This is a genomic window from Peptoniphilus lacydonensis (assembly GCF_900106515.1).
Taxonomy (GTDB): Bacteria; Bacillota; Clostridia; order Tissierellales; family Peptoniphilaceae; genus Peptoniphilus_A; species Peptoniphilus_A lacydonensis.
Genome location: NZ_FNWF01000003.1, coordinates 446099 through 469492, shown reverse-complemented (window position 1 = coordinate 469492; position 23394 = coordinate 446099). Strand labels below are relative to the sequence as shown.

Genomic DNA, 23394 nt, shown 5'->3' with positions numbered 1-23394 from the left:
AATTAAGGGCTTTCCTAGTTTAGGAAGGTCTTTTTTGTGGTATTAATTTATTAGATAAAAGGAGGGGTCATTATGTTTAATCTTTACAAGGATATATACGATGCACAGATGAATTTATTTAAGTCTTTTAATGGAGAAGAGAATAAAAAGGAAAAAATAACATTAGAAGATTATTTTAGAGAAATGGCTAGAATTAACGAAGCGATGATTGATAATGTTTCTGAAATACCAAAAAATTATATGAATATGATGAGTAATTACAATCCATTTTCAATTGATTACACAAAAAATTTTACTAACTTTTTTGAAATGAACCCTTACTTTGAAAATTTTATGGACTTTCAAAAATTTTTTGCAGATAATTTAAAAGAACCAGGAAAAATTTGCAATGAATTTATGAATAATTTTAAAAATTATTTCCCAATGTTAAGTGCAAATGGAAAATTTCTAGAAGATTATAGTGGTGCTATGTATGATTTATTCAATAGTTACAAAAAACAGCAAGAAAATTATATTAACATATTTATGCCAGAATCAATGAGAAGTAAAGCAAAAGATATAATGAATTTTAACGAAAAACTTTTCGACAACTTTAATATCATGAATCCAAATCATGGAAATATGTTTTTTATGACAGATAGCTTCTTTGGTAAAGTAGATTACTTAAAAAGTATGGAAAAATTTTCACAAGATATGTTTAAGAAGTTAGAAGAATATAAAAAGCTATTTGGAGATAATCCTTACCTTGCAAGCACTTCAAAGATATTTGAATATCAAAAAAGCTTTATAGAAAAATCAATTAAATATTATGAAGTTTATATTAGTTATTACAAAGAGATTTATGAAGAAATGGTCAAAATATCTGAGTTTACATTTGAAAAATATCAAAAAGATTTAGAAGAATTATCTCAAAAGAAAAATCCAGAAGAAGTTTACTTGTTCTTTGAAGAAAAAACAAAAGAACAGTACAAAAAATTATTTGACATAGACAAATTTAAAGAAGCTTACAAAAAGGCAGAAGAAGAAACAAAAAAACTTCGAGAAGAATTATTTAAATTAAACATGGATTATATGAATTTTATAGAACCATCAAATAAGGGCGATGTGAGAGATTTAAATGATGAAATAATAAAAATGTCAAATAAAATAGATAGTCTAAATAAGGAAATAGAAAGATTAAAGAGTAGATAAATTTTTAAAATTTATTTAAATCTCGGCTTATTGCCGAGGTTTTTTTATTATAGAGGACTATTAAAAATTAAGAATATAGAAATAGACAAATTCCTAAAAAGTTAATCCAGTCCTTAATTCCTATTTATTATCATATTTTTAAACAATATAATTATGAAAGATTTTTTCCACTTTATAATTTTTTAAAAAGTGTTATAATCATTCGAGAAGACGGTATTATTTTTAAACCGTACTTGAATATTTATTATTAAATATTTCTCTAAAATAATTTATAAGGAGAGAAGAATGAAAATTTTAAGAAATGTTGATGACGCTATGGAATTTACCAAAGGAAATTACCAAAAATCTGTAGGCTTAGTTCCAACTATGGGATTTTTGCACGCAGGTCACAGGTCATTAATAGAAGAAGCGAGAAAGAATAACAATATTGTTGTTGTGTCAATTTTTGTCAATCCAACTCAATTTGGTCCAAATGAGGATTATGAAAAGTATCCAAGAGATGAGGAAAGTGATTTTAAACTTTGTGAAAATGCTGGTGTTGATGCTGTGTTTGTGCCTGATGCCAATGAGTTTTATGATAATCACAAGACTTATGTAACTATTGAGGATTTAAAGGACAATCTTTGTGGAAAGACTAGACCTATTCATTTTAGGGGAGTTCTAACTGTGTTGACAAAATTATTTAATATTTTTAGACCAACTAATGCTTATTTTGGTAAAAAAGATGCTCAACAATTTTTAATTGTTAAAAAGACTGTCAAGGATCTTAATTTTGGTATTAATATTGTTCCCTGTCCTATTAAGAGAGAAGATGATGGACTAGCTATTTCGTCTAGAAATGTTTATCTTTCAGAAGAGGAAAGAAAAGCAGCGCCTGTTTTGTATAGGGCTTTGGAAAAAGGAAGGAGTTCCATAAAAAAAGGAATGAGGTCTGATGATTTAGTTAAAATTATTAGGGATGAGATAGAAAAGGAACAGCTTGCAAAAATTGAATATATACAAGTTGTTGATACTGATGAGATAAAAGATGTAGAAATTATTGATAGAGATGTTCTTGTGGCTTTAGCAGTTCATTTTGGAAATACAAGACTTATTGATAATTTCTTCTACGAAGTTTAATATGCTTAGAAAAATTTCATATTACATTGAAAAGTATTTGATTATCATAATTTTAATTTTGTCTGCTTTTGCTTTGAAATTTCCAAATAATTTTAAATTTATGACAAATTATACTTCTTTATTTTTGGCAGTTGCAATGTTTGGGATGGGAACGAGCATTGAAGTTGAAGACTTTAAAAGTTTACTAAAGGAGCCAAAATTGATGTTTTTGGGTGCTCTTTGTCAATACACTTTTATGCCTCTTTTAGCATTATTTTTGTCTATTTTGTTTAAACTTCCAAAGGATATAAGTTTAGGCTTGATATTAGTTGGTGCTTGCCCAGGGGGAACTGCGTCAAATGTTTTAAGTCATATTTCTGGTGGAGATGTGGCTTATTCAGTTCTTTTGACTATTGCATCTACAATTCTTGCACCTATTGTCACACCACTTATTGTATATTTAATGGCAGGGTCAATTGTTGAAGTTTCTTTCTTTTCAATGTTTATGTCAATAGTTCAAGTTATTGTACTTCCCGTTGGCCTTGGAATTATAGCAAATACTATTTTTAAAAAGGAGATAAAGAAGATCAATTATATTTTTCCTCTTATTTCATCTATTGCAATAGCTCTTATTATTGCTGCAATTGTTGGATTAAATTCAGAGAAGATATTGACATCAGGTCTTTTAGTTTTTGGTGTAGTTATTATTCACAATATTTGTGGAATTCTTTTGGGGCTAGGTGTTGCAAATTTATTTAAGCTAGATTATGATAAAAGTTCAACTCTTTCTATAGAAGTTGGCACGCAAAACTCAGGACTTGCAGTGGTCTTGGCAAATACAAATTTTGCACTAAATCCATTGGCAGCTCTTCCTGGTGCAATTTTTTCTGTAATACAAAATTTAATTGGCTCAATTTTTGCACATATTAGGGCGAATAGGAGAGAGTTAATAGAAAATAATATAGAATACAATGCGTAGTTATATAATTTGAATAAATTTATTAGAAAGTTAAATATGAGGCTGGAGTTTTTCAGCCTTTTAAAATCCAAATTTTTTTAAATTATCTTGAATTAATTTTGTGTTGTCTTCTCCACTAAATTTTATTTTTTCTTTTTCACAATTTATTAGTGATACATTTCTAACTCCCATAAGTGAGTTTGATATAAAACATTCTTCAAAGTCTGATAGTTCTCCAAAATTAATAGCTTTTTCTTTTATTTCATAGGTTTCTAACAAAAAATCTCTCATTGTTCCCTTTAAAATGCCTGAAGAAATAGGTGGAGTATAGATTTTATTTTCTTTTACGAAAAATATATTTGCAAAAGAAGTTTCTGCAACTTCATTTTTTTCATTAAAAAATAAAGAAGAGTCGTAGCCACTTTCATTTGCCAATTTGTGCTCTAATATATTTTCATAGTAGCAAAGGCTTTTGTGGTAAATTATTTTAGAGGTGCTATTTCTTTTTGCATCAGATATTTTAAGTTTAAATTTTTTATAGTTATTTTTGTAATGGTCTTCTCTTGATGTCAAAATAAAATTTTCATCTGAAACAATTATTTTAAGTGCAAAATTTTTTTCCTCTGATTTAGATAGATAATCGTAAATTTTATCGCACTCTATTTTTCTATTTATTCCAAAAAATTTTAAACTTTTTTCAAGTCTTTCTATATGTTCTTTTAAAAATAGAGGTCTTCCATCTACAACTTTTATTGTTTCGAAAGCACCTTTTCCAAAAGAATATCCATCGTCAAATTCTATTTTCATAAAAATCTCTCACATAATTTGAAATTTTTTCGTAAGTTTCATAGTCAATAGTTTGAGCTGCATCACTTTTTGAATCATCTGGGTTTGGATGAACTTCTATCATAACTCCATCAAAATCAAGAGCAAGACTTGCTTTAACCATTGGCTCTATTAATTCTCTTTTACCAGTTCCATGGCTTGGGTCAATAATCACAGGATAACTTGTTTTTTCTTTTAATATATATGCTCCAGCAAGGTCCAAAGTATTTCTTGTTTCTGTTTCAAAAGTTCTAATACCTCTTTCACAAAAAATTATATTTTCATTTCCCTCAAGTTCAATATATTTTGCAGCCATTTCCCATTCTCTTAGAGTTGCAGAAAAACCTCTTTTTAATATAACAGGTTTTTTAGTCTTTCCAACTTTTTTTAAAAGAGAGTAGTTGTACATATTTCGAGAACCTATTTGAAAAATATCTACATAATCTTTCATCATATCAACATGGTCTTCGCTTAGAACTTCTGTAACTATTGGAAGACTTGTCTTTTCTGATGCTTCTTTTAGGTATTCTACACCTTTAAAGCCAAGTCCTTGAAAGTCGTAGGGACTTGTTCTAGGTTTAAAGGCACCTCCTCTTAAAATATCTACGCCCATTTTTTTTAGTGATTTCGCTTCTTTTATTATATGATCGCGAGATTCTATGGAACAAGGACCAGCTATAAGTAGAGGCCTCCCATCGCCAATATTTAAATCTCTAACTTTTATAATTTTTCCTTTACTTAAATTATTTTTCATTTTACCTCTTGACTTCCCTCAATTTCTATTTCGTCAAAATTGTTATAGTAAGACTGAAGTGCCAATAGCGCCCCCTTAGCTTTTAAAACAATTTCGTCAAATTCATCTTCAGCATCAGATAGGAGTATGATTGCACCTCCAACTCCAATTGTAGTCATATCTTTTTCAATTATAGCAGTTCTTATGACAATATTAAAATCCATTGTAGAATTATTTGAAATATATCCAATTGTACCAGAATAAACTCCGCGAGGGACATTTTCCAAATCATCTATAATTTCGAGAGTTCTTTTTTTGGGAGCACCTGTCATGGAACCGCCTGGGAAAGTTTTTTCTAGGACATCAATTACATCAACATTTTCTTTTATTTTTCCAGAAACTGTTGTAACTAATTGGTGAAGAGTTTTGTAGGTTTCTACGTCCATTAATTTTGGGACATTGACAGATCCAATTTCACAGAATTTACCCAAATCATTTCGGAGGAGATCCACTATCATAAGATTTTCAGATTTTGTCTTTTCTTCATTTCTAAGTTCATTTATTAATTTTTGATCTTCTTCTTTTGAATTCCCACGTTTAATTGTACCCTTAATTGGTTTAGTAGTCACAATTTTATTCTCATCTACTTTTAAGAATCTTTCCATAGAAGATGAGGCAATTTTAATTTCATCTAAGGGAAGAAAGGCACTGTATTGTCCAGGACTTTTTTCTCTTAAATTCATATAATATTTTTTCCCATCAATATTGTCTAAAATATCTAATCTATTAGTAAGGCAAACTTCATAGGTTTCTCCTTCGCAAATAAGTTCTTTAATTTTTTTTATGTCGTTTAGATAGGTTTCTTTGTCTTTTACAAATTTTAATTTTGGAAATTCTTTTTTTATTTTATTATCTTTTTCTGTTTCTAATTTTTTATTTAAAATATTTTTGACTTCACTTAACCATTTCTTGTCGTCTTTATAAGAAAGGATATAGAGTTTGCCATCTTTGTGATCGTAGACTAAAGCCCTGTCGCAGTATTTAAAATAGGCATCTGGATATTTATAAGAGTGTTTATTTTTAACTTTTTCTGTATCATTTTTTAGTTCATAACCCAAGTAGCCAATATACCCAAGTTGAAAGTCGAAGGGAAGTGACTTGTCATAATTCCATTTTTTTCTATTTTCTTTTAAAAATGTGAAAATATCCTCATTATATTTTTCTGTTTTTTTAGAGTTTTCATTAATTTTTTCTACAACTTTATCATTAACATTGTATTTTAGATTGTAACCCCTTTTGGGACCACAAATTCCAAAAATAGAAAATCTTGATAGACCTTCTTCAACTTTGCTGCTGTCGAGCCAAAGAGTATTTTTGTCGTAATTATAAAGCTTTTCGTAAATCTCTTTTGTATCAAAAATTTTATCGATTATTTCATAGTAAAGTTCATCTTCATTATAAAAATCTTTACAAATATTTATAAAATTTTCTATTAATTTTTCTCCACATTCACTTGCTATGGATTCAGGGTGAAATTGCACTCCGTAAATTGGTTTATTTTTGTGAGAAATACCCATTACTACGCCATCAGATGTCACTGCATCAATATTTATATTTTCAAGTTCTTTGTTTTCACAAGTTAGTGAATGATATCTTGTGACCTTAAAATTATTTTTTATTCCCTTGAATAAATTTTTTTCGTTGTGATTTACTTCACTTTGTCTTCCATGCATTGGTATTTCTGCTTTTAAAATTTTGCCACCATTGTAATAATAAATTCCTTGATGTCCTAAGCAAATACCTAAAATTGGTTTGTCCAAATTTTCTATAATTTCTTTGCACACGCCAAAATCTTTTTCTTTTTCTGGACTGCCAGGGCCAGGGGATATTATTACATTGTCAAATTCTAAATTTAAGATTTCGTCATAAGTCATTTCATCATTTTTAATTACAATAGGTTCTGTCCCGCTGACTTTTCCAATTAATTGAAAAAGATTATAAGTGTATGAATCGTAATTATCTATTATAAGTGATTTCATTTTTGCTCCTTTAAATAATTCTTTAGATATATTATTGCTTTTTTGTATCCTAAAATTCCGCAACCTTCAAAAGATTTTATAGCAAAATTTCTTATAAAATTTATTTGCCTAAAATCTTCTCTTTCAGATACTTTTGATATGTGCACTTCAACAGTTGGAATGTCAACGGTTTTTAGTGCGTCAAGTATTGCCACACTTGTGTGAGTGTAAGCCGCAGGATTTATAACTATGCCATCAATTTTTTTGTAACTTTTTTGAATAACATCAACTATTTCACCTTCATGATTTGATTGAAAATGTTCAATGTCAATATTTTCAATTTCTGAAATTTCGTCAAAGGATTTTAGTAAGGTTTCATAATTTTCACTGCCATAGATGTCGACTTCTCTTATACCCAACATATTTATATTAGGGCCATCAATTACTAAAATTTTCATATTTTTCAAATTCCTCCAAAATTAATTCCAAAGTTTTTTCCTTGTCTTCGATTACATTTATTTTTATGTCAGAGAGATCACTGTATATTGGATTTCTTTTGTCATACATTTTTTCTAGAGTTTTTAAATTTTTAGATAGAGGTCTGCCAAAGGTTTCAAGTTTTTCAATATTTCTATTCAAATAAATTACTATGGAATTTTGCAAAATCATATCTCTATTTACTTCTTTAATAGGAGTTCCACCCCCAGTTGCAATTACTATGCCATTTTTTTTGCTGACTTCTTCTAAAATTTTTGTTTCTAGATCTCTAAAGTATTTTTCGCCTTTATTTTCAAATATTTCCGATACAGATAAATTTTCTTCCTCTTCAATTAAATTATCTGTGTCAAAAAATTCTCTATTTAATTTTTTTGAAAGAAGTCTTCCCATTGTAGTTTTGCCACTTGAAGGCATGCCAATTAATATAATATTTTCCATATTTCTTTTTATTTTAGAATACATTTCTTCTATTAAATTTTCATCTAATTTTTCATTTAGGAAAATTTCTGCTGCGTAAAAGGCTTGAGCTACTAACATTAATAGTCCAGACATTGTTTTTAGACCGAGCTTTTTTGCATCCAAAATTAATTTTGTGTTTAGAGGATTGTAAATTAAATCTACTACGCTCTCTAAACTTTTAAAAATATTTAAATCCAATTTGCATTCTAAGTTATCTGGATACATTCCAACAGGAGTTGCATTTATTATTACATTATAATCTTTAAACTTATTTAAATTTTCATAATTATTCTTAGAACTTCTGCTTATGACAGTGACATTTTTCGCAAGATTATTTTCTACAAATTTTTGGACCATTTTGCTTGCACCACCACTTCCTAAAATTAAAACTTTTTTATTTTTAAGACTTATGCCAAAGTGTTTAATGCTATAAGAAAATCCAAGATAATCTGTGTTGTATCCAATTAATTTGCCATTTCTGTTAATAATTGTGTTTACTGCGCCAATTTCTTTTGCAAGGGGGTCTATTTTATCTAAATATTTTAAGGAAGTTTCCTTGTAAGGGATTGTAACATTTATTCCTGTGAAATTTCTTTTTTTAAAAAAATCTTTTAGTTCACTTTTTCCAATATTTTTTAAATTATAATTGTATTTTCTAAAGGACTCGTGAATCTCTTTTGATTTGCTATGAGATAAGCTTTCGCCGATTAGTCCATAATGAAAATTTTCCTCTTTAACTTTTGAGATAATTTTTTTGCTTTCACTAAAGATTTCTTTATAAATTGGCATTACAATATTTTTAAATTCTGGATTAATTTTACTTTCTAAATTTTCTATTATATCTTTTTCTCGGTTTTTATCAGTCGTGTTTAAATTGTGATTTAATTTGTAGATGCCAATGTCTTTTGCAACATTCATTCGCTCTTCTAAAAGTAAAATTATTTTTGAATCAATTTCATCCAAAGTTTTTCTTGATTCCTTTAAATTTTCCATTTCTCACCTTCTATGACTAGATCTAAAATTGCAATTGCAGTCATCGTTTCTAGTGCCACAACTGCTCTTGGGACAATTGATGGGTCATGTCTTCCATTTATTTTTAAATTTTCAACTTTTTTATTTTTAATAGAAATAGTTTCTTGAGCTTTTCCAATGGAGCTTGTTGGTTTTATTGCAGTTCTAAAAATTATTGGCATCGAAGTGGATAGACCTCCAATAATACCTCCATGGTTATTTGTTTTCGTTTTAACTTTTCCATTATCATAATAGTAGGAATCATTGTGGTAACTTCCAAACATTTTTGCTGCTTCAAATCCACTTCCAAATTCGATGCCCTTAACTCCTGGCACAGAAAAGATAGCATGAGATATAACTGACTCCATAGAATCAAAAAATGGTTCTCCAATTCCAATAGGCATATTTAAAATAGCAGTTTCAATAATTCCACCAATGGAATCACTTTTTTCCTTTGCATCTAAAATTTCTTTTTGCATTTCTTCTTTTGAAAATTTGTCAAAGACAGGGAAATAAGAGTTTTTTAAATTATAGAATTCATCATTATTTAAATCTTCATAGTTTAAATCAACATCATTAACTTGTCCTATACTTTTAATTTTAGATATGATTTTAATATTTCTTTTCAAAAGTAAATCTTCTGCAATGGAACCGGCAATTACTATTGGAGCAGTCATTCTACCAGAAAATTGTCCACCACCTCTAATGTCATTGTAGCCATTGTATTTAACATAGGCAGGATAATCTGCGTGAGATGGGCGAGGATGATCTTTTAAATTTTCATAGTCTTCACTTTTTTGATCTTTATTTTTTATTATTATAGATAAAGGAGCACCACAAGTTATGCCATCCACTTCACCGCTTACAATTTTAAATTCATCTAATTCTTTTCTTGAAGTTGAAAATTTATTTTTACCAGGTCTTCTTCTATCTAAATTTTTTTCTATTAAATCATAATTTATTTTATAACCTGTTTTTACGCCATCAATGACAATTCCAATTTCTTTTGAATGGGACTGACCAAATAATGTAATTTTAAAATTGTTTCCAAAACTATATGACATGTGTTATTCCTCCCAAAGATTCAAAATCATGAAAAAAGTTTTTATAAGATTTTTCAACGCATTGGCTATTTATAATTGTAATAGGACCATCTGCAAAAGTTGCTGCAATACTCGCAGCCATAGCAATCCTGTGATCATTATAGGAATTGATTGTAGTGCTTTTAAAATTATCTAGTCCATTAAAAGAAAAAGAATTTTCAAATAAATTAACTGCTATTCCCAAATTATTTAGCATTTCAATTGTACTATTTATCCTGTCACTTTCCTTTAATTTTAATCTTTTTATATTTATTACTTCTATTTTTTTGTTGGAAAGTGCAGATATTATAGAGAGAATGGGCACTACATCGGGCATATCCTTTGCATCCAAAATAATTCTTTCTTTTGCATCTTTTATTTTTGAAAGTTTAAAATTTCCCATAGAAATATTTTCGTAGCCCAAGGATTTTAAAAATTTTAAAGCATTTTTGTCACCCTGTTTGGAATTTTTGTTTAAGCCTTTTACTTCTATGCCAGTTACCAAGAAAAATAGTGCATTGCTCCAATCTCTTTCCACAATATAATTTGTTGCTTTAAAGTTATTTTTACAGATATATAAATTATTTTTTTCAATAACATTTGCACCAAATTTTTTCATCACATCAATAGTCATACAGATGTAGGGTTTTGATTCTATTTCAGTAGTAATTCTAATATTAAAATCTTTAGAAGAATAGCCTGATGCAATTAAAAGACCAGAGATAAATTGTGAACTAATATTTCCAGGGAGTTCAAAATTATAATTTAATAGTTTTCCTTCTAAGAAAATACACTCATTTTTTTCATAAATATTTACACCATGTTTTGAAAATAAATTGAAATAAACAGAGTTAGTTCTATTTATTAAAGTACCATGTCTAATTATTTTTGCACTTATTCCAAGAATTGCAATTATTGGGAGTAGAAGTCGTAAAGTAGTTCCACTTTCATAAACGTCTATTGTCACATTTTTCTTAAAAGATTTTGGAGGTTTTATATGAAATTTATTGTCTTTTTTAATTATTTCTACACCCAATGCCCTTATAGAATTTATAGAAGATTCAATATCTTTGGAAATATCTTCTATTTCAATTATAGATTCACCTTCTGCAAGTGCTGCACAAAAGAGGGCTCTGTGGGCATAGGATTTAGATGTTATAGCTTGGATTTCTCCACTTAATTTTTTATTTTCAATAACTCGATTCATTTTCTTTTCCCAGTTCAATTATTTCTCTAAGTTCATCAAAGCTAATTTTTTTATTTGTTACTTCACCGATTTTTATAGGAAGAATAATATTTATTAAGTTTTTATTTATCTTCTTGTCGTGTTTTAAAATTTTTAAAATTTCATCTGTATTAAACTCGTATTGAGTTGGAAGACCATATTTTTTAAAAGTGGAAATCAACTCTTTTGAAAAATCGTCTTCAGAAAGGCCCATTTTATAACTTGCTCTTGCCATATAAATTGTTCCTATTCCAATGCTTTCACCATGATTTAAATTGTAATTTGAAAGTGATTCTATTCCATGACCAATGGTGTGACCTAAATTTAATCTTTGTCTTTTACCTTTGTCCTTTTCGTCATCTCTTACAAAGTCCAATTTTATATTTAATGACCTATAAATAATTTTTTCATAATCCAGAGAACCACAATCTTTTAAGTAGTCAAATAGTTCTCTATCTTTTAATACAGAATATTTAAAGATTTCTGCGAGTCCATTGTTTATATTTTTATTATCTAAAGTTTCTAGAAAGCTGTAGTCAATGTGCACATACTGTGGAAAATAAAAACTTCCTATTTGATTTTTTAAATTTAAAAAATTAATTCCATTTTTGCCACCAACAGAAGAATCAATCATGGATAAAAGAGTTGTGGGTACGGAAATAAAATTTATTCCTCTAAGATAAGTTGATGCAACAAAACCGGATATGTCGCCAACTACACCGCCACCAAAAGCAATTATAATATCGCCTCTGTTAAAATTATTTTCCGACAAAAATTTATTTATCTTTATAAAGTTTTCCATAGATTTAGAATTTTCGCCAGGAGAAAATTTATAAATAAAAAAATTTAGGTCTTCCATTATATAATTTATTCTTTCACTGTAGATATCAAAAACAGTTTTATCTGTTATAACTAAATATTTAGCATCTCTATTTTTATTTAAATAGTTTTTTAATTTTAAATCACTTTTATAATCAATATCAATAGTATAATTATTTTCTTTTACTTCAATTTTCATAAAAATCTCCTTAAACACAAGTTGATTCTATCATAAAACAAATAAATCTATAAATAAAGGTAAGATTTTATTTATAAATTTATTAAAAAATAAAAGGACTATCGCTGGGGCAATAGTCCGAAAATTAAATTTTATTTTAAATTTTATCAAAAGCATTTTTTAAATCTTCTATTATATCATCTGCATTTTCAAGACCGACAGAAAGTCTTATTAAACCTTCAGATATTCCTGCCACAGTTCTTTCCTCTGGTGTGTAAGGAGAGTGGGTCATGGAAGCAGGGTGTTGGATAAGTGTTTCTGCATCTCCAAGAGAAACTGCAAGTGTGCAAAGTTTTACACTGTTCATAAGTTTTACACCAGCTTCTTTTCCACCTTCAATTTCAAAAGCAATCATTGCACCAGGAAGATTCATTTGTTTTTTAGCAATTTCGTAATATTTAAAAGATTTAAGACCTGGATATTCAATATTTTTAACTTTTGGATGTTTTTCCAAAAATTCTGCAACTTTCATTGCATTTTGGCAGTGCTTTTCCATTCTAATTTGAAGAGTTTTCATTCCTCTTAAAACTAAATAGGCATTAAAAGGTGCAAGCACTGCTCCAGTACAATCTTTAACGCCAACGAGTCTAATCTGATCAATTAATTCTTTTCTGCCAACAGCAAATCCAGCAATAACATCACCGTGACCATTTAAGTATTTTGTTGCAGAGTGAACCACAATATCTGCACCGAGTGTTAGTGGTCTTTGAATATAAGGAGTGCAATAAGTGTTATCTACGATTACAAGACAGTCCTTGTTTATTTCGTGAACTTTTGTAGCGACAAGTTTTATGTCGCACATATCCATATTAGGGTTCGCTGGAGTTTCTAAGTAGACAATTTTTGTATTTTCTTTTATTGAATTTAAGATATTATCCACATTTGTAATATCTACAAAGTCAACCTCAACACCCATTTTTGATACGGAGTGTTCTAAAAATGCAAAAGTACAGCCGTAAAGAGTTTTTGCAGCTATAACGTGATCGCCACATTTGATGAAAGGCCAAAAGGTAGAAGTTATAGCACCCATACCAGAAGCAGTAGAAACACAAGCCTCACCTTCTTCAAGAAGTGCAACTTTTTCTTCAAGCTGAGTATTAGTTGGATTTCCAAGTCTTGAATATATGTAGCCATCTTCTTCAAGAGCAAATCTATTTCCACCTTGTTCTGCAGAATCGAAAATAAATGTAGAAGTTTGATAGATAGGAGTGGCTAAAGCACCATATTTGTTTTTTTCATATCCACCATGTATAGCTTTAGTTTCAAAGTGCATTTTTTTAATTTCATCTTTACTATTCATAAAATACCTCCTTAAAAAATAAAATAATTATTTTAAATTTTGATTGACTTCTTCTTGTGGAATATCTAGTTCAAAATTCCATTTGCCTTTTGGGTCTGCAAATCTTATAAATATGGAAAGAATTGCAAACAAGAAAAGAAAACCTTGATACCATAAAAATGGTATTATCTCAATAGGAGAAATAGCCTGAGTTCCTAGTTCTTTAGTTAGACCTGCTGCTATTAAAATTTGAGCACCATAAGGAATAATACCTTGCATCACACAGGAGAAAGTATCCAAGAAAGAAGCAGATCTTCTTGGGTCGACATTAAAATCATTTGATATTTCTTTTGCAACAGGGCCGCCAATTATTATTGCAACAGTGTTATTTGCAGTTGCAGCATCTGTTAAAAGTGTAAGTAGAGCAATTGAAATTTCTGCAGACTTAACATCTTTTGCAAAACCACTGATTTTTTGCACAAGCCATGCTATCCCGCCATTGCTAGAAACCATATAGGAAAGGCCGCCTGTTAATAGTGACAATAAGAAGATTTCAAACATTCCACTAAAACCTTCAAAAATATTTTGTGCAAAAGTCATCATAGTTAGACCGCCAGTTATTATTCCTATAATTCCAGATAGAACAATTCCACTAGTTAAAACTAAAAAGACATTCATACCTATAAGAGCTGTAATTAGAACAAAAAGATAAGGAATTATAAGAACAAAATTGTAATAAAGATCATCAAGTGCAACTTCGCCCTCTGGTTTTCCTACAATCAATAAGATAATAAAAGTGATGATAGCTGCAGGAAGTGCGATTTTTATATTTGCTCTGAATTTGTCTTTCATATCTACATTTTGAGTTCTAGTTGCAGCAATTGTAGTATCAGATATAACAGACAAGTTATCTCCAAACATAGCTCCCCCAACTAGAGATCCAATTACAAGTGTAAGCGGAAGATTTCCCTTAGTTGCTACACCAACTGCAATAGGTCCTACTGCAGAAATTGTTCCTACTGAAGTCCCTGTTGAAATAGAGATAAAACATCCAATCAAAAAAATTCCAGCTGTAATATATTGAACAGGAATTAAAGACAGAGCAAAGTTTACAACAGAGTCAACTCCTCCGGAAGCTTTGGACACTGTGGCAAAGGCTCCAGCCAATATGTATATAAGACACATTATAATTATGTTTTCATCTCCGCAGCCTCTTACAAAGTCATTAAATTTGTCATCCATAGATCCATCAAACATAATAAATGCTAAAATAATAGCTGGCAAAATACATACAGGAGCAGCGACTTGATAGAATGCCATCTCGATCCCCATATTATTTAAAATTAGTCCAGTTAAAAGATATACAAGGACAAAAGTTATAAAAGGAAGAAGTGCTGCACCATTTGCTTTAGGTTTTAAATTTTTGTTTTCCATAAAAAACCTCCTTGAATAAAACAAAAATCTTTATTTATTAATTGATAAATAATAAAATCATCACAACCTTTCTTAAATTTTTAATAAAGTAAAATACGCTCATAAAATTATAACTGAAAAAACTTATATAGTCTATGATATCGTTTGTCTATATAAAAAATAAGTTTTATATTTATATCAATTATAATATTTAAAATTAAGTTTGTGAAGTAATTTTAATTTAAAATGGTATTTTGTTATTAAAGTAAAATACGTTTCATTTGTAGTTTCATATAGAAAGATAATCTTATATAATATTGTCATGAATAAAGAAATATTTAACATTTATAAAAATATAAAATTTTCAGAAGATAGAGAATTAGAAGAAATTATTTATGAAGATAGAGATATTAAAATTTTGAGAACAATGTCTTTAAATCAAGTTACACAAGTTTATGATCAAAAAGAGATAGAATTGGTTTTTCTAATAAGTGGTAGTGCAAAAATTAAATTTATAAAAGGAAAAATATTGAAATTAGAAGAAGGAGATTTTTTAGAAATAAAAGCCCATGAGAAACATCAAGTAGTGTTCCAAAATAAAGCAGTTTGGATTTGTCTTTTTAGAAAGAGGAGTATCATTGAAGAAAAATAAAAATACAAAAATTATAACAGCACTTATACTCACTATTATTGGAGTTTTGTTTGGAATAGATAACTTACAAGACTTTGATAAAAATTATAAAAATAAGAATTTTATAAATATAGCAGAAGAAATTTTAGAAATATTTCAAAATGAATATGAAGTAAAGGGAAAGAGCATCTACTATGAAATAGATAAAAATCCTCCACAATTTTCTAATGAAGATTTGCAAATGGCTCCAGATTATCAAGAATTTTCAGAGCTGGATAACTTAAATAGAGTAGGTCCTGCTAATGCATTAATTGGACCAGAAAGTTTACCTAAAAAGGCAAGGGGAGATATTTCGAAAGTCTATCCCAGCGGTTGGAACCAAAAATTTTATAAGTTTGTAGACGGAGGAGCAGTTTATAATAGGTGTCACTTAATTGCGTATCAATTAACTGGAGAAAATGACAATTGGAAAAATCTAATGACGGGGACAAGATCATTTAATACAAAAGGAATGCTTCCTTTCGAAAATGTAGTGGCAGAATATATAAAAAACACTGGCAAAAAGGTGAGATATAGAGTAACGCCAATTTTTGTAGGGGATGAATTAGTTGCAAGAGGAGTTATAATTGAAGCTTATAGTATTGAAGACAATGGAAAAAAAATAAAGTTTAGAGTTTTTGCAAAAAATATAGAAGAAGGCGTAGACATAGATTATAAAACTGGTAGAACGAAAAGAGCAAAAAATTAATATCAAAATAAAGTAGTATAAATTGTAACTATTATTTTCCCATTTATCTTATAATAAATAAAATTATAAAAATTAATTAGATTTGTTGACAGGGGGAAATCATGTGTTATAATACCATAAGCTAAAAAGGAGAATGCTTATGAGACTTAGGAAAAAACATTTTGCTATACCTGAAATGCGTAAAAACCCATACGTATTTTTTAACGGAGAAGAGAACAAAGGAAAGTGGAAAGAAATTTTTGGAAATGACAATCCGATTTATCTTGAAATAGGGGCAGGTAAAGGAAAATTTACAATAGAGTCAGCAAAAAGAAATAAAAATATTAATTATATAATGGTAGATATTGAAACAAATGCATTAATATATGCAACAAGAAAAATATTAGAAGAAGATTTAACTAATGTTAGGGCTATGCCAATAAATGCAGAGAACATATTGGACTATTTTGACAAAGACGAAATCAATAGAATATATATAAATTTTTGTAATCCATGGCCAAAATCGAAACACAAAAAAAGGAGACTAACTTATCCAAGGTTACTTGAAAAATATAAAGTGATTTTAAAACCAAAATCTCAAATATTTTTTAAAACAGATGACTTAGAACTGTTCGAAGAAAGTTTGGATTATTTTATAGATGAAGGATTTTCCATTTTAATATATGACTTTGATATGAAATTAGAAGATTATCCAGAAAATATTGTCACAGAATATGAAAATAAGTTTAGAAAATTAGGCGAAGAAATTAAATTTGGTGTATTTGAATATTACGTTAACTAAAATTATAAAATAATTGACAATAAAAGTTCAGAAATATATAATAACTTCTAGGAGTTGAAGAGATGGATATTTTTGAATTAAAAGAAAAAGTTAAAAATGGATATGAAGTGACAAGGGAAGAAGCCATAGAAATTTATAAAAGTGATTATGAAAAACTAACCTCAGCAGCAAATGAACTTCGAGAATATTTTTGTGGCAATGATTTTGACATTTGTACCATAATAAATGCAAAGAGTGGAAAGTGTTCTGAAAATTGTAAATTTTGTGCACAGTCTTCTCACTACAAAACAAGAGTAAAAGAATATGATCTTTTGGATAAAGAAACAATAGTCGAAGATGCAGTAGACAAATATAATAGAGGAGTTCCAAGATTTTCTATGGTAGCAAGTGGCAAATCTCTCACTGAAGATGACATAGAAAAGATTTGTGACATAACAAGAGAAATATATAAAAGAGCACCAGGGATAAGAGTATGCCTTTCAGGAGGATTAATATCTCAAGAAGGATTTAAAAAGTTAAAAGATGCTGGAATAAAAAGAGTGCACAACAACTTAGAAACATCTAGAAATTATTTTAAAGAAATATGCACAACGCACAGTTATGATCAAAAAATAAACACAATAAAAGCAGCACAAGCTTCAGGAATGGAAATTTGCTCAGGTGGACTAATAGGATTAGGGGAAAGTTTTATAGATAGAATAGATATGGCATTAGAGCTTAGAGATTTAAATATAAAATCAGTGCCTGTAAATTTACTTAACCCAGTAAAAAACACACCACTAGAAAATAATGAAAAATTATCTATGGAAGAAGTAAATAGGACATGTGCCACATACAGGTTTATATTAAAAGATGCCTTCATAAGATTAGCTGGAGGAAGAGCCCTAATGGATGGATTTGGAAAGTCTGCCTTTAGAAGCGGAGCAAATGCAACTATATCAGGAGTTCTTCTTACAACAGAAGGACCTTCAATAGAAGAGGATATAGAAACATTAGAAAAATTAAATTTTAATATAAAAGCCGTATAAAATACTTGACAAAGAAAAACAAAAATAGTAATATATAACAGCTACAACAAAAGTAGCTGTTATTTTTTAAATAAAAAACAAAAAAATACGGAAAAAAATAAAAAAAACAGTTGACAGTAAAACAATAAAATGCTAAACTATAATAGTTGTCAACTAAGGCAACAAAACTTTTGTAAAAGTTAAGTAAAAATAAAACAAAAAAGTTGTAAAAAATACTTGACAAGAAAAAAATACAAGAGTATAATAAAAAAGCTACTTCAAGAGTAGCAAGAACAATGATAATTAAATAGTGTGAAGATAGAAAGATTCATAAAGAATCAAAAAATCGTGATAAAATCACAAAAGCAAACCAGAAATTCGTTTAGTTTGATAAAACTAATGAGTCATACAAATTTTTTAATTGAGAGTTTGATCCTGGCTCAGGACGAACGCTGGCGGCGCGCTTAACACATGCAAGTCGAGCGATGAAACTTTAACAGAACCCTTCGGGGCGAAGATAAAGTGGATTAGCGGCGGACGGGTGAGTAACACGTGAGTAACCTGCCTTAGACATTGGGATAGCCTCGGGAAACCGGGATTAATACCAAATAAAATCATAATGACACATGTCATAACGATCAAAACTCCGGTGGTCTAAGATGGACTCGCGTCCCATTAGCTAGTTGGTAGAGTAAAAGCCTACCAAGGCGACGATGGGTAGCCGGCCTGAGAGGGTGAACGGCCACATTGGAACTGAGAAACGGTCCAAACTCCTACGGGAGGCAGCAGTGGGGAATATTGCACAATGGAGGGAACTCTGATGCAGCGACGCCGCGTGAACGAAGAAGGCTTTCGAGTCGTAAAGTTCTTTTATATGGGAAGATAATGACGGTACCATAAGAAAAAGCCCCGGCTAACTACGTGCCAGCAGCCGCGGTAATACGTAGGGGGCTAGCGTTGTCCGGAATCACTGGGCGTAAAGGGTTCGCAGGCGGAAATGCAAGTCAGATGTAAAAGGCAGTAGCTTAACTACTGTAAGCATTTGAAACTGCATATCTTGAGAAGAGTAGAGGTAAGTGGAATTTTTAGTGTAGCGGTGAAATGCGTAGATATTAAAAAGAATACCGGTGGCGAAGGCGACTTACTGGGCTCATTCTGACGCTGAGGAACGAAAGCGTGGGTAGCAAACAGGATTAGATACCCTGGTAGTCCACGCTGTAAACGATGAGTGCTAGGTGTCGGCGAATGTCGGTGCCGCAGTTAACACAATAAGCACTCCGCCTGGGGAGTACGTGCGCAAGCATGAAACTCAAAGGAATTGACGGGGACCCGCACAAGCAGCGGAGCATGTGGTTTAATTCGAAGCAACGCGAAGAACCTTACCAGGGCTTGACATACTGAGGACGTACTTAGAGATAAGTATACTTCTTCGGAAGCCTCAATACAGGTGGTGCATGGTTGTCGTCAGCTCGTGTCGTGAGATGTTGGGTTAAGTCCCGCAACGAGCGCAACCCCTATCTTTAGTTGCCAGCATATAAGATGGGAACTCTAAAGAGACTGCCGATGATAAATCGGAGGAAGGTGGGGATGACGTCAAATCATCATGCCCTATATGCCCTGGGCTACACACGTGCTACAATGGAAGGTACAAAGGGAAGCAACAGAGTGATCTCAAGCAAACCTCAAAAAGCCTTTCCCAGTTCGGATTGTACTCTGCAACTCGAGTACATGAAGATGGAGTTGCTAGTAATCGCAGATCAGAATGCTGCGGTGAATGCGTTCCCGGGTCTTGTACACACCGCCCGTCACACCATGGGAGCTTGTAATACCCGAAGCCTGTGAGCAAACCGTAAGGTAGCAGCAGTCGAAGGTAGGATAAGTGACTGGGGTGAAGTCGTAACAAGGTAGCCGTATCGGAAGGTGCGGCTGGATCACCTCCTTTCTAAGGAAAATGAATCTTCACACTATTTTAATTATATATGGACCTGTAGCTCAGCTGGTTAGAGCGCACGCCTGATAAGCGTGAGGTCGGTGGTTCGAGTCCACCCAGGTCCACCATAACTTAGTTATACTAAGTTTTGAACCATAACAACTAAAAAACTAATCAAAATTTCTAAAAAGAACAATTAAACTGGAAATAAACAGAAATGTTTATTAACAAAGGTCAAGTTAAAAAGAGCACTAGGAGAATGCCTAGGCACCAAGAGGCGAAGAAGGACGTGACAAGCTGCGAAAAGCTGAGGTTAGCTGCAAATAAGCCAAGCCTCAGATATCCGAATGGGGAAACCCACCTCAAAAGAGGAATCCTATAGCCAATAAATAACTATAGGAAGCGAACCAGGTGAACTGAAACATCTAAGTAACCTGAGGAAGAGAAAGAAAACTCGATTCCCAAAGTAGCGGCGAGCGAACAGGGAAGAGCCCAAACGTGTAAAAAGAGAAAATAGCCAGTCGAATCATCTGGGAAGACGAACCAAAGAAGGTAACAGTCCCGTAGACGAAGGCGAAGATATCCGACACAAAAGAGTACCACGGAACACGAGAAATTCAGTGGGAATACAGGGGGACCACCCCCTAAGGCTAAATACTACTTGGTGACCGATAGCGAACAAGTACCGTGAGGGAAAGGTGAAAAGAACCCCGGGAGGGGAGTGAAATAGAATCTGAAACCTAGTGTTTACAAGCAGCGAAAGTGGCAAAAGCCACGATCGTGTACTTTTTGTAGAACGGGCCAGCGAGTTACGATTACAAGCAAGGTTAAACATTAAAGATGTGGAGCCGAAGCGAAAGCGAGTCTAAAGAGGGCAAAAGTTAGTAGTCGTAGACCCGAAACCGTGTGATCTATCCATGAGCAGAGTGAAGTTGAAGTAAAATTCAATGGAGGCTCGAACCGGGTAGCGTTTAAAAGCTATCGGATGACTTGTGGATAGGGGTGAAAAGCCAAACGAACACGGAGATAGCTGGTTCTCCTCGAAATAGCTTTAGGGCTAGCCTCTAGCAAGAATGAAAAGGGGGTAGAGCACTGACTGGTCAAGGGGCATGCATATGTTACCGAGACCTATCAAACTCCGAATACCAAATCATACGCTAGGGAGTCAGACTATGGGGGATGAGCTTCATAGTCGAAAGGGAAAGAGCCCAGACCATCAGCTAAGGTCCCAAAATTATAGTTAAGTGGGAAAGGATGTGGAGTTACTGAGACAACTAGGATGTTGGCTTAGAAGCAGCCACTCATTTAAAGAGTGCGTAATAGCTCACTAGTCAAGTGACTCTGCGCCGAAGATAACCGGGGCTAAACTATATACCGAAGCTATGGAACGAAAAACGTTGGTAGAGGAGCAATGTATGAAGGAAGAAGCAGAAGTTGAAAAGCACTGTGGACATCATACAAGAGAGAATGCTGGCATGAGTAGCGAGAGGTGAGTGAGAATCTCACCCGTCGAAAACCTAAGGATTCCTGAGCAAGGCTCGTCCACTCAGGGTAAGTCGGGACCTAAGGCGAGGCTGAAAAGCGTAGTCGATGGACAACAGGTTGAAAATCCTGTACCGATACAATCAGTGAGGAAGTGGGGACGCAGAAGGATAATAAGAGCGCCCAGTTGGTGAGGCGTGCAAGCGCAAAGGATGGGAAGTAGGCAAATCCGCTTTCCGAGAAGTCTAAAGCGTGATGCGGATCGAAAACAAGTAGAGAAGCTTATAACTCCACACTGCCAAGAAAAGCCACTACAAGAGAAGTATCGCCCGTACCGCAAACCGACACAGGTAGGTGAGGAGAGAATCCTAAGACGAGCGGAAAAACCTTTGTTAAGGAACTCGGCAAAATGACCCCGTAACTTCGGGAGAAGGGGAGCCCCTGTAAAAGGGGGCCGCAGTGAAAAGGCCCAAGCGACTGTTTACCAAAAACACAAGTTTCTGCGAAGTCGAAAGACGAAGTATAGGAGCTGACACCTGCCCGGTGCTGGAAGGTTAAGGGAAAAAGTTAGCATAAGCGAAGCTTAGAACTGAAGCCCCAGTAAACGGCGGCCGTAACTATAACGGTCCTAAGGTAGCGAAATTCCTTGTCGGGTAAGTTCCGACCCGCACGAAAGGTGTAACGATTTGGGCACTGTCTCAACAAAGGATCCGGTGAAATTGTAGTAGCGGTAAAGATGCCGCTTACCCACGACAGGACGGAAAGACCCCGTGGAGCTTTACTGTAGGCTGAGATTGAATTTTGGGATTAAACGTACAGAATAGGTGGGAGACGAAGAATAAGGTACGCCAGTATCTTAGGAGTCACCGTTGGGATACCACTCTTTTAATGCTAGAATTCTAACCTAACCCCATGAAACTGGGGAAGGGACACTCTCAGTTGGACAGTTTGACTGGGGCGGTCGCCTCCGAAAGAGTAACGGAGGCGTTCAAAGGTTCCCTCAGCACGGACGGAAATCGTGCGAAGAGTATAAAGGCAGAAGGGAGCTTAACTGCGAGACCAACAAGTCGAGCAGATGCGAAAGCAGGACTTAGTGATCCGGTGGTACCGAGTGGAAGGGCCATCGCTCAACGGATAAAAGCTACCCCGGGGATAACAGGCTTATCTCCCCCAAGAGTCCACATCGACGGGGAGGTTTGGCACCTCGATGTCGGCTCGTCTCATCCTGGGGCTGAAGTAGGTCCCAAGGGTTGGGCTGTTCGCCCATTAAAGAGGCACGCGAGCTGGGTTCAGAACGTCGCGAGACAGTTCGGTCCCTATCCGTCGTGGGCGTAGGAAATTTGAGAGGAGCTGTCCTTAGTACGAGAGGACCGGGATGGACAAACCGCTGGTGCACCAGTTGTACTGCCAAGTGCATAGCTGGGAAGCTAAGTTTGGAAGGGATAAGAGCTGAAGGCATCTAAGCCCGAAGCCCCCCTCGAGATGAGATTTCCCTCGAAAGATAAGACCCCTAGAAGAAAATTAGGTAGATAGGCTCAAGGTGTAAGTGTAGCAATACATTCAGCTAGCGAGTACTAATAGGTCGAAGACTTGACCAAGAGAAAGAAGAGTAGATTAGTTTTTTAAGTTAATCTGGTGAGAATAGGACAATGGACACACCTGTACCCATACCGAACACAGAAGTTAAGCATTAGTCCGCTGATGGTACTTGGTTGGCAACGACCTGGGAGAGTAAGTTATCGCCAGTTTAGAGGCTAAAGAGCCTCAAATAATCTTAGGTAGCTCAATGGTGGAGCAACCGGCTGTTAACCGGTAGGCTGTGGGTTCGAGTCCCACCCTGAGAGCCAGAAAAAAAGTAAGCCGGGGTGGCGGAACTGGCAGACGCACAGGACTTAAAATCCTGCGGTGGTTAAACACCGTATCGGTTCGATTCCGATTCTCGGCACCAATAAAAAAGCCGGGTGAAAA

The 23394-nt window shown here is 32.8% G+C and carries 17 protein-coding genes, 3 tRNA genes and 3 rRNA genes; 13 read left to right on the top strand and 10 right to left on the bottom strand.

The window, feature by feature from the left end:
* Positions 1-72 precede the first annotated feature (72 nt).
* The 3 genes from BQ5450_RS03975 (at position 73) to BQ5450_RS03965 (ending at position 3268) form a co-directional block, all read left to right on the top strand.
* On the top strand, positions 73-1191 hold the full coding sequence (locus BQ5450_RS03975; protein WP_071126043.1) for a hypothetical protein: 1119 nt from the start codon (positions 73-75) through the stop codon (positions 1189-1191).
* A gap of 285 nt (positions 1192-1476) precedes the next feature.
* Complete coding sequence (panC, locus tag BQ5450_RS03970) at positions 1477-2310, top strand: pantoate--beta-alanine ligase (protein ID WP_071126042.1); 834 nt, start codon at positions 1477-1479, stop codon at positions 2308-2310.
* A 1-nt stretch (position 2311) separates the two neighbouring features.
* The gene (locus BQ5450_RS03965; protein WP_071126581.1) at positions 2312-3268 is read left to right on the top strand and encodes a bile acid:sodium symporter family protein; all 957 of its coding nucleotides are present in this window, start codon (positions 2312-2314) and stop codon (positions 3266-3268) included.
* Between the two features lie 60 nt (positions 3269-3328).
* Here BQ5450_RS03965 and BQ5450_RS03960 read toward each other — a convergent pair whose 3' ends face one another.
* The 10 genes from BQ5450_RS03960 to BQ5450_RS03915 all read right to left on the bottom strand — a co-directional run bounded on the left by BQ5450_RS03960 (position 3329) and on the right by BQ5450_RS03915 (position 14868).
* The gene (locus tag BQ5450_RS03960) at positions 3329-4054 is read right to left on the bottom strand and encodes an aminotransferase class IV (protein WP_071126041.1); all 726 of its coding nucleotides are present in this window, start codon (positions 4052-4054) and stop codon (positions 3329-3331) included.
* Positions 4038-4826 carry a 3-deoxy-7-phosphoheptulonate synthase gene (gene aroF, locus BQ5450_RS03955; protein WP_071126040.1) on the bottom strand — a complete coding sequence of 263 codons (789 nt, stop codon included), beginning with the start codon at positions 4824-4826 and terminating at the stop codon, positions 4038-4040. The genes BQ5450_RS03960 and aroF overlap by 17 nt, the downstream gene beginning before the upstream one ends.
* Positions 4823-6844 carry an aminodeoxychorismate synthase component I gene (gene pabB, locus BQ5450_RS03950; RefSeq protein WP_083379712.1) on the bottom strand — a complete coding sequence of 674 codons (2022 nt, stop codon included), beginning with the start codon at positions 6842-6844 and terminating at the stop codon, positions 4823-4825. Before pabB ends, aroF begins: the two co-directional genes overlap by 4 nt.
* Positions 6841-7281, bottom strand: a complete 441-nt coding sequence (locus tag BQ5450_RS03945) for a type II 3-dehydroquinate dehydratase (protein ID WP_071126579.1) — start codon at positions 7279-7281, stop codon at positions 6841-6843. Before BQ5450_RS03945 ends, pabB begins: the two co-directional genes overlap by 4 nt.
* Positions 7262-8773 (bottom strand): shikimate kinase, encoded by a 1512-nt coding sequence (locus BQ5450_RS03940; protein WP_083379710.1) that lies wholly within the window; start codon positions 8771-8773, stop codon positions 7262-7264. Before BQ5450_RS03940 ends, BQ5450_RS03945 begins: the two co-directional genes overlap by 20 nt.
* Positions 8761-9855 (bottom strand): chorismate synthase, encoded by a 1095-nt coding sequence (gene aroC, locus BQ5450_RS03935; RefSeq protein ID WP_071126038.1) that lies wholly within the window; start codon positions 9853-9855, stop codon positions 8761-8763. The genes BQ5450_RS03940 and aroC overlap by 13 nt, the downstream gene beginning before the upstream one ends.
* Positions 9845-11080, bottom strand: coding sequence for a 3-phosphoshikimate 1-carboxyvinyltransferase (locus BQ5450_RS03930; RefSeq protein WP_010248032.1), 1236 nt, complete (start codon positions 11078-11080; stop codon positions 9845-9847). Before BQ5450_RS03930 ends, aroC begins: the two co-directional genes overlap by 11 nt.
* Entirely contained in the window at positions 11064-12116 is a 1053-nt protein-coding gene (aroB, locus tag BQ5450_RS03925) for a 3-dehydroquinate synthase (protein WP_010248035.1), read from the bottom strand. Before aroB ends, BQ5450_RS03930 begins: the two co-directional genes overlap by 17 nt.
* 136 nt (positions 12117-12252) lie before the next feature.
* Positions 12253-13455, bottom strand: coding sequence for a methionine gamma-lyase (megL, locus tag BQ5450_RS03920; protein ID WP_071126037.1), 1203 nt, complete (start codon positions 13453-13455; stop codon positions 12253-12255).
* Between the two features lie 27 nt (positions 13456-13482).
* Positions 13483-14868 (bottom strand): Na+/H+ antiporter NhaC family protein, encoded by a 1386-nt coding sequence (locus BQ5450_RS03915; RefSeq protein WP_010248041.1) that lies wholly within the window; start codon positions 14866-14868, stop codon positions 13483-13485.
* Between the two features lie 301 nt (positions 14869-15169).
* Here BQ5450_RS03915 and BQ5450_RS03910 point away from each other — a divergent pair, with 301 nt between their 5' ends.
* From BQ5450_RS03910 to BQ5450_RS03865, 10 genes are all read left to right on the top strand, one after another.
* The gene (locus tag BQ5450_RS03910; RefSeq protein WP_071126036.1) at positions 15170-15499 is read left to right on the top strand and encodes an ectoine synthase; all 330 of its coding nucleotides are present in this window, start codon (positions 15170-15172) and stop codon (positions 15497-15499) included.
* Complete coding sequence (locus BQ5450_RS03905; protein WP_071126035.1) at positions 15486-16226, top strand: DNA/RNA non-specific endonuclease; 741 nt, start codon at positions 15486-15488, stop codon at positions 16224-16226. Before BQ5450_RS03910 ends, BQ5450_RS03905 begins: the two co-directional genes overlap by 14 nt.
* A 139-nt stretch (positions 16227-16365) precedes the next feature.
* Complete coding sequence (gene trmB, locus BQ5450_RS03900; RefSeq protein ID WP_010248050.1) at positions 16366-17007, top strand: tRNA (guanosine(46)-N7)-methyltransferase TrmB; 642 nt, start codon at positions 16366-16368, stop codon at positions 17005-17007.
* Between the two features lie 62 nt (positions 17008-17069).
* The gene (bioB, locus tag BQ5450_RS03895; protein ID WP_010248053.1) at positions 17070-18035 is read left to right on the top strand and encodes a biotin synthase BioB; all 966 of its coding nucleotides are present in this window, start codon (positions 17070-17072) and stop codon (positions 18033-18035) included.
* Positions 18036-18431: 396 nt separating this feature from the next.
* Positions 18432-19956: ribosomal RNA gene (locus tag BQ5450_RS03890) — 16S ribosomal RNA — on the top strand.
* A 39-nt stretch (positions 19957-19995) separates the two neighbouring features.
* A tRNA-Ile gene (locus tag BQ5450_RS03885) sits at positions 19996-20072 on the top strand.
* A gap of 104 nt (positions 20073-20176) precedes the next feature.
* Positions 20177-23024 (top strand): 23S ribosomal RNA (locus BQ5450_RS03880).
* Between the two features lie 33 nt (positions 23025-23057).
* Positions 23058-23174: ribosomal RNA gene (gene rrf / locus BQ5450_RS03875) — 5S ribosomal RNA — on the top strand.
* The 16S, 23S and 5S rRNA genes sit together here with 3 tRNA genes alongside, the layout of an rRNA operon.
* Before the next feature lie 24 nt (positions 23175-23198).
* Positions 23199-23273 (top strand) — tRNA-Asn (locus tag BQ5450_RS03870).
* A 12-nt stretch (positions 23274-23285) separates the two neighbouring features.
* Positions 23286-23374, top strand: a tRNA-Leu gene (locus BQ5450_RS03865).
* Positions 23375-23394 lie beyond the last annotated feature (20 nt).